The sequence below is a fragment of the Chitinophaga sp. 05T412 genome, from assembly GCF_056396465.1.
Window position 1 is genome coordinate 227,413 of the sequence record NZ_JBFTLN010000006.1, and the last position, 16,357, is coordinate 243,769.

General features: G+C 44.9%; 15 protein-coding genes. 9 read left to right on the forward strand and 6 right to left on the reverse strand.

Annotated features, from left to right (window positions below; genetic code table 11):
• Positions 1-31 precede the first annotated feature (31 nt).
• The 5 genes from AC1DFM_RS15465 (at position 32) to AC1DFM_RS15485 (ending at position 4,857) form a co-directional block, all read left to right on the forward strand.
• Entirely contained in the window at positions 32-469 is a 438-nt protein-coding gene (locus AC1DFM_RS15465) for a FixH family protein (protein ID WP_477077629.1), read from the forward strand.
• Positions 470-484: 15 nt separating this feature from the next.
• The gene (locus AC1DFM_RS15470; protein WP_477077630.1) at positions 485-1,192 is read left to right on the forward strand and encodes a sulfite exporter TauE/SafE family protein; all 708 of its coding nucleotides are present in this window, start codon (positions 485-487) and stop codon (positions 1,190-1,192) included.
• Between the two features lie 6 nt (positions 1,193-1,198).
• Complete coding sequence (gene hemN, locus AC1DFM_RS15475) at positions 1,199-2,557, forward strand: oxygen-independent coproporphyrinogen III oxidase (RefSeq protein ID WP_477077631.1); 1,359 nt, start codon at positions 1,199-1,201, stop codon at positions 2,555-2,557.
• A 574-nt stretch (positions 2,558-3,131) separates the two neighbouring features.
• Positions 3,132-4,079, forward strand: a complete 948-nt coding sequence (locus AC1DFM_RS15480) for a UDP-3-O-(3-hydroxymyristoyl)glucosamine N-acyltransferase (RefSeq protein ID WP_477077632.1) — start codon at positions 3,132-3,134, stop codon at positions 4,077-4,079.
• A 91-nt stretch (positions 4,080-4,170) separates the two neighbouring features.
• Positions 4,171-4,857, forward strand: a complete 687-nt coding sequence (locus tag AC1DFM_RS15485; protein WP_477077633.1) for a hypothetical protein — start codon at positions 4,171-4,173, stop codon at positions 4,855-4,857.
• A 14-nt stretch (positions 4,858-4,871) separates the two neighbouring features.
• Here AC1DFM_RS15485 and AC1DFM_RS15490 read toward each other — a convergent pair whose 3' ends face one another.
• From AC1DFM_RS15490 to pheS, 3 genes are all read right to left on the reverse strand, one after another.
• Entirely contained in the window at positions 4,872-5,855 is a 984-nt protein-coding gene (locus AC1DFM_RS15490) for an NAD-dependent epimerase/dehydratase family protein (protein WP_477077634.1), read from the reverse strand.
• A gap of 44 nt (positions 5,856-5,899) precedes the next feature.
• Positions 5,900-6,748, reverse strand: a complete 849-nt coding sequence (locus AC1DFM_RS15495; protein WP_477077635.1) for a 3-hydroxyacyl-CoA dehydrogenase family protein — start codon at positions 6,746-6,748, stop codon at positions 5,900-5,902.
• Positions 6,749-6,847: 99 nt separating this feature from the next.
• Positions 6,848-7,876 (reverse strand): phenylalanine--tRNA ligase subunit alpha, encoded by a 1,029-nt coding sequence (gene pheS, locus AC1DFM_RS15500; RefSeq protein ID WP_477077636.1) that lies wholly within the window; start codon positions 7,874-7,876, stop codon positions 6,848-6,850.
• Between the two features lie 99 nt (positions 7,877-7,975).
• On the opposite strand from pheS, the gene AC1DFM_RS15505 reads away from it, so the two are divergent.
• Positions 7,976-8,818, forward strand: coding sequence for a sensor histidine kinase (locus AC1DFM_RS15505; protein WP_477077637.1), 843 nt, complete (start codon positions 7,976-7,978; stop codon positions 8,816-8,818).
• Here AC1DFM_RS15505 and AC1DFM_RS15510 read toward each other — a convergent pair.
• Entirely contained in the window at positions 8,815-9,501 is a 687-nt protein-coding gene (locus AC1DFM_RS15510; protein WP_477077638.1) for a response regulator transcription factor, read from the reverse strand. The two genes, AC1DFM_RS15505 and AC1DFM_RS15510, sit on opposite strands and share 4 nt — an antisense overlap.
• Positions 9,502-9,522: 21 nt before the next feature.
• Positions 9,523-10,965: a sensor histidine kinase gene (locus AC1DFM_RS15515; protein WP_477077639.1), complete on the reverse strand. Its 1,443-nt coding sequence runs from the start codon at positions 10,963-10,965 to the stop codon at positions 9,523-9,525.
• 194 nt (positions 10,966-11,159) lie between these two features.
• On the opposite strand from AC1DFM_RS15515, the gene AC1DFM_RS15520 reads away from it, so the two are divergent.
• Both AC1DFM_RS15520 and AC1DFM_RS15525 read left to right on the forward strand, forming a co-directional pair.
• On the forward strand, positions 11,160-11,933 hold the full coding sequence (locus AC1DFM_RS15520) for a GLPGLI family protein (RefSeq protein WP_477077640.1): 774 nt from the start codon (positions 11,160-11,162) through the stop codon (positions 11,931-11,933).
• Positions 11,934-11,975: 42 nt separating this feature from the next.
• Positions 11,976-14,858, forward strand: a complete 2,883-nt coding sequence (locus tag AC1DFM_RS15525) for an outer membrane beta-barrel protein (protein WP_477077641.1) — start codon at positions 11,976-11,978, stop codon at positions 14,856-14,858.
• 78 nt (positions 14,859-14,936) lie between these two features.
• Here AC1DFM_RS15525 and AC1DFM_RS15530 read toward each other — a convergent pair whose 3' ends face one another.
• Positions 14,937-15,221 carry a hypothetical protein gene (locus AC1DFM_RS15530; RefSeq protein WP_477077642.1) on the reverse strand — a complete coding sequence of 95 codons (285 nt, stop codon included), beginning with the start codon at positions 15,219-15,221 and terminating at the stop codon, positions 14,937-14,939.
• A 211-nt stretch (positions 15,222-15,432) separates the two neighbouring features.
• On the opposite strand from AC1DFM_RS15530, the gene AC1DFM_RS15535 reads away from it, so the two are divergent.
• Positions 15,433-16,326, forward strand: coding sequence for a hydroxypyruvate isomerase family protein (locus AC1DFM_RS15535; RefSeq protein ID WP_477077643.1), 894 nt, complete (start codon positions 15,433-15,435; stop codon positions 16,324-16,326).
• The last annotated feature ends 31 nt before the right edge of the window (positions 16,327-16,357 follow it).

Here is a 16,357-nt window from a genome sequence, read left to right on the forward strand (position 1 = left end):
TTGATATAAACATCTCTTAAAAAAGATTATCATGAACTGGGGACACAAGATTATCATTGTATTTGTAGTATTTGCTGCCGGTATCCTGACGCTGGTCACCAAAAGCATGCAAACGAAAATAGACATGGTGACACCGGACTACTACGGTGAAGAATTAAAATACCAGCAGGTGATAGACGGGAAACAAAATGCTGCTGGTCTTTCTTCACTCATTACCGTTAGCCAACCGGAAAACGGTGTGCTAGTCACCTTTCCACATGAGTTGCAAGGAAAAAAAATTACCGGTAAACTCACTTTCTACCGGCCATCTGATTCCGGAAAAGATATACACCTTCCATTACAGGCCGATGATGCTGGTCATCAATTGATAAACAGGCAGTTATTTACCAGAGGTCAGTATCGTTTAAAGGTACAATGGACCATGAACGACCGTCCGTTTTATCAGGAACAGGCCATCCATATTAACTAATCCAAAACGAATAATATGATCGCCTCCTTTATGCTTGGTTTTGTGGGTAGCTTTCACTGCATTGGCATGTGTGGGCCTATTGCCCTCACGCTGCCGGTACAACACCTTACCGGTAGCAAAAAAATGGCTGGCATCCTGTTGTATAATACCGGCCGTATCAGCGCCTATGCCATCCTGGGGTTCATCTTTGGATGGTTGGGTAAACAATTGTACCTCGGAGGCCTCCAGCAGTGGTTATCTATCATTACTGGCAGTCTCTTATTGCTGGTAGCCATCTTAAAATACAGTGGTATCCGTTGGACGAAGGGACCACAACGACCCAATGCTTTTACACAAAAGATTAAATCGCAGCTGGGTCGGCTGTTACAGCAACAACGATTCCGTACACTATACGCCATCGGATTTTTGAACGGACTCCTGCCATGTGGACTTGTTTACCTGGCCATTGCCGGCGCCATTGCCACCGGCGATGTGGGCAAAGGAACATTGTTTATGGCTGCCTTTGGCGCTGGTACCATGCCTGCAATGATAGGTGTTGCTTCGTTCAGCCATCTGATCACCCTCTCCGCCAGGAATAAAATGCGCCGTATGATACCCGTAGTAGTGAGCCTTATGGGGGTGCTGTTAATTCTCCGGGGCCTGAACCTGGGCATTCCGTACATCAGCCCTACTATGGTACCACACAGCGAACATGTTGTTAAAAATTGTTGTCATAAATCATAAGCCATCATGAGCCTCATCAGTAAATATAACGTAGCCGCACCCCGATATACCAGTTACCCTACTGTGCCCTACTGGGATGAAAACACCTTTAATGCCGACAGTTGGAAAGCGTTGTTGAAAAAGTCATTCCAGGAGTCTAATGGCAGGGATGGTATCAGCATTTATATTCATCTTCCGTTTTGTGAAAGCATGTGTACCTACTGTGGCTGCAATAAGTACATCACCGTTAACCATGGCGTAGAGGCGCCTTATATAGCCGCATTGCTGAAAGAATGGGAGCTGTATGTAAATACCTTCGGCAGCAAACCCCGCATCCGTGAATTGCATCTGGGAGGAGGGACACCCACCTTCTTCAGCGCCGAAAATTTATCGGCTTTGCTCAAAGGTATTTACAGCCGTGCAGAACTACTACCGGATGCCTCATTAAGCTTTGAAGGACACCCCGGGAATACCACGCCGGAGCATCTGCAAACACTATATAACCTGGGCTTCCGCAGAATCAGCCTGGGCATACAGGATTTCGACAGACGGGTACAGGAAATCATTAACCGCATCCAGCCCTTTGAGATGGTTGCCTCTGTAGTAGAGAACGCCAGGAAGATCGGCTTTACTTCCATCAACTTCGACCTGATCTATGGCCTGCCGTTACAAACGCTCAACAGCATACAAAACACCATCGACAAGGTGGTGAGATTACGTCCTGACCGTATCTCCTTCTACAGCTATGCACATGTTCCCTKGATAAAGGGAACAGGACAACGCCGGTATACAGAAGCTGATTTACCAGGAGACGAAGAGAAAAGACAGCTGTATGAACTGGGTAAGTTGCTGTTCGACAGCAACGGTTATACCGAAATAGGTATGGACCATTTTGCACTGCCGGGAGAAGCCCTGCACACTGCTTTTAAACAGGGAAGATTACACCGCAACTTCATGGGATACACTGTTACGCACACCTCACTGCTGGTGGGTTTGGGAGCATCTTCCATTGGTGATAACTGGTACGCGTATGTGCAAAATGAAAAAAAGATCGATGCCTGGCAAGAGCTGGTGAACAAAGGTGAGTTTCCTGTAGTACGTGGTCATATACTCAGTGAAGAAGACCTCTTGCTAAGGAAGCATATTCAGGAGCTGATGTGTCATTTTGAAACTACCTGGCACAAAGCAGATACACAATGTGAAGCAGTGATAGAAGGGATAGAAAGATTACAGGAGCTGGAGAAGGATGAACTGGTAACCGTGCTTCCTCAAAAGGTGATGGTAACCACCAAGGGCAAGCCTTTTATACGTAACATCTGTATGGCTTTTGATGCACGTCTGTGGCGACAAGTACCACATTCACAATTGTTTAGCAAGTCTATCTAAACAGTACGTTTATTGTTTTTATACATCATCGGAGTAGTTGGAAAGAGCGATAAAGAATTGTTGCTGTTCCGACTACTCCGTTGAGCGATAAAAAAAACAGAAAAAAATTTGGGCGAAGAGGGATAAAAAAACGGGATTAGCCGGTAAAATTCCCAAAAAGTATAAAAAATGAGGGGAGGAGTCTTGCTACCTTCCTGCCACAAAAATGGTAAAAAGATGAAGACATGATGATGATAGTTTTTAGTAAGATAAAAATGTGATTCGCTGTAATGCTTTATTCGCGCGGGTTTCAGAGGCAATAAAAAAAGTCTGACCGTTTAAACAATCAGACTTTCTTGTTATGTGAATGGGTTAGTAAGTACAGGGAAACAAAATTCCCTACACAATATTAAAAAGAATTTCATCACAAAAGAAAAATTTTACAAAAAAATTTATTCACACCACTAAAATAATTGTGGATAACGGCAAGTTAAAACTTGCCTAATGACGTTATCATCTCCCCAAATTTTGATTATTGGAATTGTTGATTCAGTACCTTTGTTACTCTTTAACATTATTTAATAATTCAGAGTATATGAAGTTCGAAGCACCTGTTGCAGTAACTGAAATCGCAGCATATATAGGCGCAGAGCTGATTGGCAACAGTCAATTGATGGCCACTGGCATCAATGAAATACATAAGGTAACACCAGGAGATATCTCCTTTGTTGACTTTGAGAAATACTACAGTGCCAGTCTTAATTCCGCAGCAACCATCATCATCATTAACAAAAAGGTAGACTGCCCCGAAGGCAAGGCGATTTTGGTACTTGATGACCCGTTCAGTGCTTATGTAAAACTGGTAAAAAGATTCAGACCTTTTGAACCGGCAACCAAAGCCATCAGCGATAGCGCGGTAATAGGAGAGGGAACTGTGGTGCAACCCAACGTATTCATTGGGAACCATGTGCGCATTGGACGTAACTGTCTCATACATCCTGGCGTTACCATTTACGATCATTGTGTCATTGGCGATAACGTGATCATTCATGCCAGTACTGTACTTGGCGCCGATGCTTTTTACTTTAAGAAAAGAGCAGAGCGGGAAGTGATATATGATAAACTGGAAAGCTGTGGCAGAGTGATCATAGAAGACAGTGTGGAAATAGGCGCCGGCTGTACCATCGACAAAGGCGTGAGTGGAGATACTATCATCGGTCGCGGTACCAAGCTGGATAATATGATTCATGTTGGACATGGTACCATAATAGGCAAGAACTGCCTCATTGCTGCACAGGTAGGTATTGCCGGTAAAGCACACATTGAAGACAACGTAATCCTTTGGGGACAGGTAGGTGTGAACAAGGATCTCACCATCGGAAAAGGTGCGGTGGTACTCGCGCAAAGCGGTGTACCTTCCAGTCTTGAAGGAGGTAAGGTATACTTCGGAACTCCGGTAGATGATGCCCGTGTAAAAAAGAAGGAAATTAGCTGGATCAGACGTATCCCTGAAATCTGGGAAAAAGTAAAAGATCTTAAATAACATACTCAACAACGGGATGTTTATCTGCCTGCAGCGCAGATAAACATCCCGTCACCACAAGCGCCCCCGTCATTCTAAACCCACTCACTTCATGAAACCATTCTTTGCCGCTTTAATGGGTATACTGCTCTGGAGTTGCAGCACCCCTAACAACACCCATACCACCCCTTCTCTGTACAGTACTGATCAGCAATGGACCACCGGGGTGAAAGACAGCTGGCTATCTGCCAAAACGCTCTCCTTAGGTGCATATACCACTACTTCCCGTAAAAACGGAGTAGCAGAGGCCACCTTCATTAAAGACCCTAAAAACGCCTTTAATTTCTATCTGAATGGCAATGACGAGCATATGTTGGTGCAAACCATGAATACAACTGCCATTGCCTTTACCAATCGCAATTTGCCTGCTTATTTAAGTAGTTTACCCGGCAACACAGACCTTCGCTATACTTTAATCAATGGCACCAAAAACGAGCCGCTAAAGCGCTGGGAAATGATTGTTAAGTCGCCTCACTACCTGGAGCTAAACGAAAACAAAGCAGTAGGTGTGCTCCGGTCGGCCGACACAGATATTCGTATTACCGCCCATAATCGTTTTGGCAAAGTCAATTCTTATGAAAACATCTGCTATGAATTCCAGTATCGCGGGCAACCAATAGCCGCTGTAAAACCTGGCGATAAATCAACGGGCAGTAAACCCAAAGTATGGGTAAGTAAGGAGACAGATCCTGAGATGACGAAAACGCTGTCGGCTGCGATGGCCGCTTTTTTATGGTGATATAACTTCAGCTGTTATTGGCCGGAGCGTTCCGCTAAAAAAGCGGAAGCAATTTGCTGAATCGTTTGTTCCAATGGCTGGAACCGGAAATCCGGCAATGCATCCAGCACCTTGGTATTTTCATAGGTTACTTTCATTTGTGCAGTACGGGCAGTTTCTTTTGTTACCAGCGGATGCTTGCCGGTCAACATACCCTTTACCTTTTCCAGGCGCCACACCACTTCTGCCATCCATGGCTTCGCGGCTATATGAGGCGGTTTCTTACCCAATGCATGCGCCATGGTGGTAAAAAGACGCTGATACCCCCAGTTGTCGGCAGAAAGAATAAAGCGCTCTCCCTGGATATCGCTATCCATGAGCATTATCATGGCTTTCACCACATCGGCTACATCTACAAAGCCATTTACCCCTTCTGTATAGTATGGGAATTCTTTCCAGGCATTCTTCAACAGTGCTCCGGAACCATCATCCCAGAAKCCGGCGCCGAGGATGATAGAAGGATTTACAATCACAGCATCCAGCCCTTCTGCTATTCCTCTCCACACTTCCATTTCTCCCTGGAACTTGCTGATGCTGTAGCGCGAGTTGTTCTTACTGTCTTCCCACTCACAGGCTTCATTCACTGCCGCATTTTCTCTTGCACGACCAATAGCTGCCACAGAGCTTACATAGAGCAACTTTTTTACGCCGGCATCCAGCGCCATGTTTACCACATTAGCCGTTCCTTCTACGTTGATCTTCAGCAGACGGTCTTTGTCGGCCGCCTGAAAAGACACCATCGCCGCACAGTGATATACCTGCGTAACGCCCACCAGGGCATCTTCCAGGGTAAAAATATCCAGGATGTCGCCCGGAACCCATTCTATTTTATCGGAAATATCCTGCAACCGGGGAGAAGGTTGTTGACGGTACAATGCCCTTACAGGTTTACCTGCAGCAACTAATGCCCGAATTAAATGACTACCTAAAAAACCTGTTCCGCCGGTTACTAAAATCATGAAGATTAAATTCTAATGCTATAAGAGGCCCAAAAGTAATAAAACTATTGTTCGTACCTGTAAAAACCCAATCCGGTTTTGCGTCCCAGCTTACCTTCTTTCACCCGTTGCTCCTGCAGTGCATTCGGTTTAAAGCGGGAAGCATGTGCAAAGGCATCGTATAACGACTGTGTTACCGCCAGATTCACATCATTACCGATCAGGTCCATTAACGCAAAAGGCCCCATTTTAAAGCCTGCACTCTCCAACAGCTGATCAATGGTACTGAAGTCGGCCACGCCTTGTTCTGCCGCATGCATGGCTTCCAGGTAATAGTGCCTGGCTACCCTGTTAACAATAAATCCGGGGGCATCTTTCACCCGCACGGGCACTTTACCCATCTGCTTTGCCAGCGCATACACCGTTTCTGCTACTTCAGGCGCCGTGTGCTTTCCACTTACCACTTCCACCAGCTTCATCAGATGCGCTGGATTAAAAAAATGCATTCCTACCACTCTGGAAGCATGGCTATCTACCGCCGCCGCAATGTCTGATACAGACAAAGAGGAGGTATTGGTGGCAAAAATAGTATCTGGTGAATTGATAGCTGCCAGCTGGTTAAACAAGGCTGTTTTGGCGGCAATTTTCTCTACAATCGCTTCTATGATGATGTCGGCTACACAATCTTCCAATACCGTGGTAAAACGAAGCCGCTGCATGGTGGCCGCCTGCTCTTCAGCTGTTAGCTTTCCTTTTGTTACGGCCACGGACAAGCTCTTCTCTATTTGCGCTTTCGCCTTATCCACCCCCTCCTGCCGTATATCGAACAACAGTGTATTAAATCCGCTATAAGCTGCTATTTGTGCTATTCCGGCACCCATGGTGCCCGCGCCACATACGGCTATAGATTGCATCACTATCTGAGGTTTTTTCGTACAGAAAAAAAGCTATTGCAGCGACCAGTGATCCGCTACAATAGCTTTACTTTATGCTTTCGCTTTATGCTTCATAGTTTATACCGCACCTTCGAATTGCTCTAAGAAACGGGTATCGTTTTCAGAGAAAAGGCGCAAATCTTTAATCTGGTATTTCAGCATGGTAATACGTTCTATTCCCATACCGAAGGCAAAACCTGTATATTTTTCCGGATCAATGCCGCAATTGGCCAACACTTTCGGGTGTACCATTCCACAACCCAGGATCTCTACCCAGCCGGTTTGTTTACATACCGGGCAACCTGTACCTCCGCAAATGAAACACACGATGTCCATCTCTGCACTTGGCTCCGTGAATGGGAAGTAGGAAGGACGGAAACGGATACCCGTATTTTCGCCAAACATCTCTTTTACGAAGTGATACAGCGTTTGCTTAAGGTCCGCGAAAGACACATTTTCATCGATATACAATCCTTCTACCTGGTGGAAGAAGCAGTGTGCACGGGCTGAAATGGTTTCATTACGATATACCCTTCCCGGACTGATGATACGGATAGGCAGTTTGCCCGCTTCCATCACCCTTACCTGAGCGGAAGAAGTTTGCGTACGCAACAGCCAATCGGGATTTTTGCTGATAAAGAAAGTATCCTGCATATCACGGGCCGGGTGGTTTTCCGGTAAGTTCAATGCCGTGAAGTTATGCCAGTCGTCCTCAATTTCTGGTCCTTCTGCAATGCTGAAGCCCAGGCGCTCAAAAATGCGGATAATTTTATTCCGCACCAGGCTGATAGGATGACGGGTGCCCAGACGATGTGGCGCCGCTGGTAAAGTATAATCAATATCGCCTGCATCTGCGCCGGAAGCATCTTTCAGTTCACTGAACTGCTCATAGCGGGACTCCGCGAGTTGTTTAAATTCGTTTAATATCTGCCCAAATTCTTTCTTACGGTCATTCGGTACCTGCTTCATCTCCCCGAAAAGAGCTTTCACGATACCTTTTGTACCCAGGAATTTTATGCGGTACTGTTCCAGATCCGCGGCGCCCGCAGGCGTAAAAGCCGCTATTTCTTCTTTGTAGGTGGCTATTTGCTGTACTAACTGTTCCATAAACAACAAAGATAAGCGATTAGGAGTAAACTGTTGTGGGGGGTAACCACCATATTTGCCCGAAATGACGTATATTTTCATGAGCAAATCAGTGGGGGTATGCCTGTCACGATACACATTACCTGGTTACTATTGGCCATAGCCATATCTGGCGCCCTTTTACTTCTTTTTGTCCATTACAGATCCCGTTACCTTCTGATCAAAGGCAATGAAAGAGCTATGGTGTTACACACCAACCAACAGGAGAAGGAATTGCTGCAACTCCGGAAACAGCTGTCGGAGCTAAAACTACTCAGCCTCAGATCACAGATGAATCCACATTTCCAGTTTAATTGCCTGAATGGCATTTATACCGCCCTGATGACCGGCGAAACCTCCCTGGCTCAGGAATATATTTCCGGATTGGCACTGCTGCTCAGGAAAGTACTCCTCGTGGCCGACAAAAACTTCATCTCCCTCCAGGAAGAATCTGATACGCTGGAACTATACCTGAAACTGGAGCAACTACGCACCAACAAGGGATTTGAATACACCCTCAAAACAGATCCGCGGATTTCACCATCCGCCTTGCCAGTACCTTGTATGCTGATACAACCTTTTGTGGAAAACGCCATCTGGCACGGGTTAATGCATAAAGCAACAGACCGGCAGCTGCATATTGAGTGGATGCAGCTGCAACAAAATTTATATGCCTGTGAGGTTACCGACAACGGAATAGGCCGGGTACAGGCCCTGCAATATCATCATGAAGGCTTAAAAACGCACAACCATCACTCCAGAGGCATGGAAATATGTATGGAACGAGCTTCGCTTTACCGCTCGATGTACCATACCCAATTCAATATAGAAATTACAGACCTGTCAGGAAAAGAAAACACCATACAAGGCACCCGCGTATACATCACCTTTGAAGTAGCACCTGCCATGAATACGCCAGGCTAGAAAATCAACTTATACCCAACACCGCGGATATTCACAATCTGTACCCTGGAATCATCTTTCAGGTACCGGCGCAACTTGGTGATGAAAACGTCCATACTGCGGGCATTAAAGAAGTTATCATCTCCCCATAAATCCAGTAATACCGTCTTCCGCTCYATTACCTCATTTTTGTTGTTGTACAACCGTTGCAAAATAGCGGCCTCGCGGTGAGAAAGAAATTCAACGGTATTATTTCGGGTAAGTGTTTGCTTGGTATAGTTGAATACATATTGACCAATAGATACGGCGCCTTCCTCCACTTCACGGGTGCCGGGATTATCTGCAAAACGCTTCAGCAACGCGGTAATGCGCACAATCAGTTCATCCATACTGAAGGGCTTCTTCAGATAATCATTACCCCCCAATTCAAACCCTTTTACCACATCCACTGTTTGCGATTTGGCCGTGAGAAAGATGATAGGTGTGAATTTATCCTGCTTGCGGATTTCGGACGTCACCGTAAATCCATCCATATTCGGCATCATGATATCCAGCACCACCACATCCGGGTGTTCCTGCTGATATAAACGTAGTCCTTCTTTGCCATCGGCTGCATACAACATTTCGAAGCCCCGCATTTCAAGGCTATCTTTTACGATCTGTCCAAGCTGTACTTCGTCTTCTATCAATAATACTTTTGCCATAGTTTCTTTTGTTTATGTTGGTTATGCAGAGGGGATGATCAGGATAAACTCACTGCCTTTATCTGGTTCACTATGCACATGAATGGTACCATTGTGCATTTCCACAATCTTTTGCACATAACTTAGGCCCAAACCAAAGCCCTTTACATTATGCAGGTTGCCGGTAGGCACCCGGAAAAATTTATCAAAGATGTTGCCCTGGTACACTTTCGGAATACCAATGCCGTTATCTTTCACCTTAATCTTTAAGATACCATTTTCCAGGCTGGTTTGTATATATAACTGCACCTGTTCCCCGGAATATTTAATCGCATTATCTACCAGGTTATTGATGGCGTTAGATAAATGTGTTTTATCCACATACACCATTTTCCCCGCCAGATTATTATCATAGCGCAGCTGCAGCTGTTTCCCGGCTTTCAGCTGGTGATTGGAAAGGATGTTATCGATTACTTCATTTAAGTCTGTTTCCTCCCGGAATAACTCAATGTCTTCTTTTTCCTCAGCGGCAATATGCAGTACTTTTTCTACCAGGTCCGATAACCGCTGTAATTCGTTTTTGGAAATGTCGAGGTAGGTTTGCGTTTTCCGCTGATCATTCAATGCATTGAAATTCTGTAACGCTTCTACAGCCGCAGACACAGTAGCAATAGGCGTTTTCAGTTCATGCGTCATATTGTTGATAAAGTCGTTCTTTACTTCCGACAGCCGCTTCTGCTTCAAAATTGTTCTCAGCATATACGTAAAACAAAGCGTTGTAAGTACCAGTAACACCACAGAACTCAGGAGGGTCCAGATCATTTTCTGCAGAATAAATTGTAGGGGAGAATCGAAGCTGGCCTGCACAAAGAGGTTGCTGGCCGGGTTAAACGGAATCTTGGAGGTTTGACGGGGCTCCCGTTTCCGGATACTATCCCGGAAGGTTTCCCTTTCAAAGCCACTATAGCTGAGGTGGAAGGTATCCAGCTCATATGGTGTAGCTATTTGCCGGCTTGCCAACTCTACTTTGAATACAGAATCCAGTTTAATAAGATTAGTGCTATCGTTATGTAAAGTGCTGGTGATAAGGAATTCTGAAATTTGCCTGGCCAGGGTATCTGCATATACTTTGTTGGGAGAATCGCCACGGAAAGCCTCTGGTGGGGGAGGTCCGGGAAAGTGGTCAAATTCCCGGTGGCCTCTGAATCGCTTTCCTTTAGGTACACCTATTTCTTCCAGCTGATCTGCCAATCCCCGCATAGGCTTGTTCAACGAATCTTTGTCTTTTCCAAAATAGCGGATATAGCGCCGCACGTCTGAAAACTGTTTATTAAACACTGCCTGACGCAGCGACTCATTGATTTCCTTGCTAAACTGCTCCTGTCTTAGTTTAAAAGAGTTATACAGCCAATATCCCTGGAATAGAAATATACCCAGTATACAAACAGACATCAGGATGAGGATATTTCTAATTCGTTGTCTCATGGAATATTTTAAGATCCATACAAAACTATCCATTCCGGGCTGAATACCGGCTAATCCCTTAACAGTAATTAACAGTAAATAAGGAAGATTAACGGTTATAAACCAGCCTTAACAGTAAATAACAGTAAATAAAGCTTTTTAACCGAAAAAACGAACGCGAAAGAGCAATTTTGTTACAATAAAAACAACCAGGTATGAACCGAACTATCCGTTTACTTTTTGCAGCAGCCACGCTGCTTTCCGCAAGCAGCCCGGTATTAGCCCAGCAATCAGGTACTATCGAATACGAAGTAACTGCTAAGACAGATCCTGAGCGTATGCGTGGCTTTCAACGCGGTGGCGATGATGCCCCGGAAATCCCCGATGTAATCACCTTCAAGCAAACTTTTACTTTCAACAACAACATCGGTAAAATCACCACAGAGCGCCCCGACTTTGGCGGTGGCCGCAGGCAACGTCCGGAAGGCGATACCAGCAACCGTTCTGGCCGCAGACCCGGTATGGGCGGCATGGGACCAAGAGGTAACAACGCTCAATATGTAGACCTGGCCAACAAAAAATATGAACAGGTTTTCAGCACCTTCGGCGATGATAAAAAAACGTATTACACCGAAGAGGACTTTATTTTTACCGCTAATACCAAGTCGTCAGACAAAACTAAAAAAATAGCCGGGTACAACTGTAAAAAGGCCACCATACAGCTTAAAGACGATACTTACACCGTATGGTATACTACTGAACTACCGTTTAGCTTCGCTCCGGTGAATGGTTTGTTACCTGAAAATAATGCAGTAGTACTATCGGCAGAAGGCAGCAAACGATCTTTCACGGCAAAGAGCGTCAACCTAAAACCTGTAACAGACGCAGATCTTAGCCTTCCTGCCGGTGCAGAAAAAGTAACGCAGGAACAAATGAGAGAGATCAGAAAACAAGAGATGGATAAATTACGTAAGCGGCAACAACAATAGTAAATTTCATCCTAACTTCCCCCTCTGCTGTTAAATTCATTTATGAAGAAACTTATACAACTCTTACTGGTATTGGGCTTGAGCATACTATATGCACAAGCCCAGGCCCAGCAAGGAAAGATTAAAGGCCAATTGACTGATTCCACCACAAAGGAGGCCATGCCGGCCGCCACCGTGGCGCTACTGAACGCGAAAGACTCCAGCGTTGCCAGTACCACCATGACAGACACCAAAGGTAATTTTGAACTGACCAATGTAGCAGATGGCGCCTACAGGCTCTATGTGAGCTTCCTGGGCTATAAACCCCTCAACAAACAAATACAAGTCACTCCCGACCACAGAGATATTACCCTCGGCAACATTGCCATGGGACATAAAGGTGTAGACCTGAATACCGTGGAAATTGTAGATGAAAAACCACCCATTGTAGTAAAAAAAGATACGCTTGAATTTAATGCCGACGCTTTCAAAACACGCGAAAACGCAGTAGTAGAAGACCTCCTGAAGAAATTACCCGGGGTTACCGTAGACAAAGACGGCGCTATCACCGCACAGGGCGAAACCGTTACAAAAGTACTGGTAGATGGTAAACCCTTTTTCGGCAGCGACCCGAAACTGGCCACCAAAAACCTTCCTGCCAACATCATCGATAAAGTACAGCTGATAGATAAAAAGTCGGATCAGGCACAATTCACCGGCATCGATGATGGGCAAACAGAAAAAACGATCAATATCACCATCAAAAAAGATAAGAAGAAAGGCATGTTTGGCCGCGCTACTGCCGGCTATGGTACGGATGACCGCTTCGGTGGTTCCATCAGCTTAAACCGCTTCCGTGAAAACCAACAGATGTMCCTGTTAGGTGGCGGTAATAACGTGAACAATACTGGCTATACCATACAGGATCAGATGAGCTTTAACTCTGCCGGCGGCGGGAGAGGAGGAGGCCGCGGCGGTGGAGGGGGCATGCGTGGTATGTCTACAAACATAGGGGCCAGCAACAATCCGGGTATTACCCGCAACTGGAATGCAGGTGTGAACTTTAACCAGGATTTCAATAAAAACCTTATTGTGAATGGTAGTTACTTCTTCAATGATACTAAAACCGATGTAACACAAAAACAGCAACGACAAACTTTTTCTACAGATAGTTTGGGAAAGCCAAGTACTACCTACGATAACTCCAACTCGGTTTCACAAACAGATAATAGCAATAACCGCGTTTCCGCCCGCATCGAATATACGATCGACTCCCTGCACTCGCTGATTTTTTCACCCACCTATTCCCTCACCAATGGGAATAGCTATAGTGTTACAAACAGCTCGTCGGTCCTTAACGGCACCACCGACTCCGTGAACAGAGGTAGTACTATCAACGACGGACAGGGCACCAATACCAACATCGGTGGGACGCTTTTATTCCGCAAAAAATTTAAAAAACACGGTCGTTCACTCAGTGCTAACTTCAGCTATAACAACAGTAGCAATGATCAGCAAAACTACGTGAAGTCCAATTTCTTCTTCTTCAAGAAAGACAGTATCAGTGCTTTTGACCAGAGAAACCAGGTCAATACTGATAGTCGCAACGAAGGAGTAAACCTGACTTATACAGAGCCCGTTGGAAAAGACCGATACCTGGAGGCCAACTATGGCATTACCAGATATACTAATACCAGTACAAAGTATACGTATGATTATGATGCTTCCGGTAAGAATTATAATATCATGAATGACTCGCTGAGTAACATTTTTACCAACAAAACCCTGAACCAGCAGGCAGGGCTATCTGTGCGCACTACCAAACTGAAATATGACTACTCTTTTGGTTTAAATGTATTGTTCAATAACCTGGATAATACCACCTATTCTTTCCTTAAGGCAAAGGATACAGTTATCCAGCAGCATACAATTAATTTCGCGCCGCAGGCGTCTTTTAATTATATGTTTTCCAAGAGCAAACGGTTACGTATTAACTATAACGGAAGTACGCAACAGCCCTCAGTACAGCAGTTGGCGCCTGTTCCGGACAACAGTAACCCATTGTACATTCAATTGGGTAACCCGGATCTGAAACCATCTTTCAATAATAACCTGAACATCAATTTCAATCAGTTTAACAACATTACGTTCCGTGGAATGTTTGCTATGCTGAGCGGCTCCTACGCGGTGAATAAAATTATCAACGCCACCACTATAAACAACAAAACCGGACAGCAAACAGTAAAACCAGTTAACGTAAATGGCTACTTCAGTTTACGTGGGATGGTACACAACTCCATTCCTTTATCAAAAACGCCCGGACAAAACCTGAATACCGGAAGCAGTGTGAGTTACACACGGGATGTTACGATAGTAAACAGTAAAACCAGTTATACAGGAACGTTACAGATTTCTCAGTCTGCCAATGTGAATTATACGTACAAGGAACTACTGGACGTAGCACTGGGAGGCAGCGTTAACTATAACGGAGTCCACTATACGCAGGCGATCAATACAAACCAGCAGGATACCCGTTACTTTGATTATAACATCAATGCTGACTTCAACATCAACCTGCCTAAAGGATTTATGATTGGGAGTGATATTACCTGCATGCTAAACCGCAATCGGCCGGTGGGCTACAATCTTACCTCTACCATGTGGAATGCGAATATTGCAAAATATGTATTCCCCAAAAAGCAGGGGATGATTAAAGTACAGGCTTTTGACTTGCTGAAACAGTATGTGAGTGTTACCCGTACCGTGGCAGATACATATATACAGGATACGCAAAGCAACGTGCTGCAACAATATTTTATGGTGAGCTTTACTTATTTCCTAAACCGCTTTGGTGGCAACAACAAACCGGGAGACAGCCGAAATCGTATGGGCTTCCCCGGTGGCCGGGGTGGTGGCGGAGGATTCCGTCAGATGCGGGGCATCTGATAACCACTATTCATGAGAAAGGGCTATTGTTTAGCAAAATAACTGCTAAACAATAGCCCTTTCTCTTTTAATAATTTTTTAGGCAGATACCGTACTCCTTCTCCCTGCTAATACCCGTTTCAATACCCATGAAATTGTAAATGTGGGGATGAAATCTGTTCCGGGGAATAATTCTTCCATAAAGTTAAAAACACTACCAAAGGTACCCAGGGTACCGCCAAACATGCGATAGAAAATAATGGCGGAAATGGGCGCCCAAATAAAATCGCTGACCTCACCTAACACCGGCACTGCGTAACTGGCGCATCCCAATAAGTCCATCAGAATGCAAAACCATAAACTGGGAGTATATTTTTTTTCCATATCAACCTCCGCTTTTCGATACTTAAACAAATTACTTACCAACTTTCAAATATTACCTGCAATTTAACATATAAACGCAGCCTGGCCGCGGATAGTTCTACGTGAAAATTAAAATCCGTATTTCCACTCCTTTTTTACTTCTAAAGGCAAGAGGGGCTTGCAAGTAAACATAATTTCGACTACATTGACCTCTCTTAAAGCAAACCATTTTATGCACCAGGAAAACTCACGCCGCGATATGATTAAAAAAGTAGCCACCATGGCCTTGGCATCCACTGCGCTATCTTCTCTCACCAACAGGGTTTCTGCCCACGAACAGGCCGTAGACGAGGCACTGAAAGGTAAAATTAACCACTCGGTTTGTGCCTGGTGTTATGACATGTCGCTGGATGACCTCTGTAAAGCCGCTAAAAAAATCGGCATCCACTCTATTGACCTCGTAGATCCGAAAGATTTTTCCATTCTGAAAAAGAATGACATGATTACCGCCATGGTGGCCAGCAATGGCCCTGAATGGGGCATCACCAAAGGATTTAACACTGTTGCACACCACGATAAACTGGAAGAATATTTCAAACACTATATCGATGAAACGGCCAAAGCCGGCTTCTCCAACCTCATCTGCTTTTCAGGCAACCGTAATGGCATGAGCGACGAGCAAGGCATTAAGAACTGCACCCAAGGCCTGCAACGCATTATTGGCTATGCAGAAAAGAAAAAAGTAACCCTGGTAATGGAGCTGCTGAACAGTAAAGTAGACCACCATGATTATCAGTGCGACCACACCGCATGGGGCGTAGAACTCTGTAAATCATTGGGTTCTCCTAACTTTAAGCTGCTCTATGATATCTACCATATGCAGATTATGGAGGGAGATGTAATCCGCAACATCCGCGATCATCATGAATATATTGCCCACTACCATACTGGTGGAGTACCGGGTCGTCATGAAATTGATGAAACCCAGGAATTATTCTATCCTGCCATTATGAAAGCAATTTATGAAACCGGCTTCAAAGGGCATGTGGCTCAGGAGTTTATCCCTGCACACAAAGACCAGATAGCTTCTCTCAAGCAGGGCATCGAAATTTGCGATATCGCTTAATTCATAAATATATCCTACTTTCGCGCAATAG

Coding starts and splice junctions, on each gene's coding strand:
- AC1DFM_RS15465 (WP_477077629.1), top strand. CDS start 32: ATGAACTGGGGACACAAGATTATCATTGTATTTGTAGTATTTGCTGCC.
- AC1DFM_RS15470 (WP_477077630.1), top strand. CDS start 485: ATGATCGCCTCCTTTATGCTTGGTTTTGTGGGTAGCTTTCACTGCATT.
- AC1DFM_RS15480 (WP_477077632.1), top strand. CDS start 3,132: ATGAAGTTCGAAGCACCTGTTGCAGTAACTGAAATCGCAGCATATATA.
- AC1DFM_RS15485 (WP_477077633.1), top strand. CDS start 4,171: ATGAAACCATTCTTTGCCGCTTTAATGGGTATACTGCTCTGGAGTTGC.
- AC1DFM_RS15495 (WP_477077635.1), bottom strand. CDS start 6,748: ATGCAATCTATAGCCGTATGTGGCGCGGGCACCATGGGTGCCGGAATA.
- pheS (WP_477077636.1), bottom strand. CDS start 7,876: ATGGAACAGTTAGTACAGCAAATAGCCACCTACAAAGAAGAAATAGCG.
- AC1DFM_RS15505 (WP_477077637.1), top strand. CDS start 7,976: ATGCCTGTCACGATACACATTACCTGGTTACTATTGGCCATAGCCATA.
- AC1DFM_RS15515 (WP_477077639.1), bottom strand. CDS start 10,965: ATGAGACAACGAATTAGAAATATCCTCATCCTGATGTCTGTTTGTATA.
- AC1DFM_RS15520 (WP_477077640.1), top strand. CDS start 11,160: ATGAACCGAACTATCCGTTTACTTTTTGCAGCAGCCACGCTGCTTTCC.
- AC1DFM_RS15530 (WP_477077642.1), bottom strand. CDS start 15,221: ATGGAAAAAAAATATACTCCCAGTTTATGGTTTTGCATTCTGATGGAC.
- AC1DFM_RS15535 (WP_477077643.1), top strand. CDS start 15,433: ATGCACCAGGAAAACTCACGCCGCGATATGATTAAAAAAGTAGCCACC.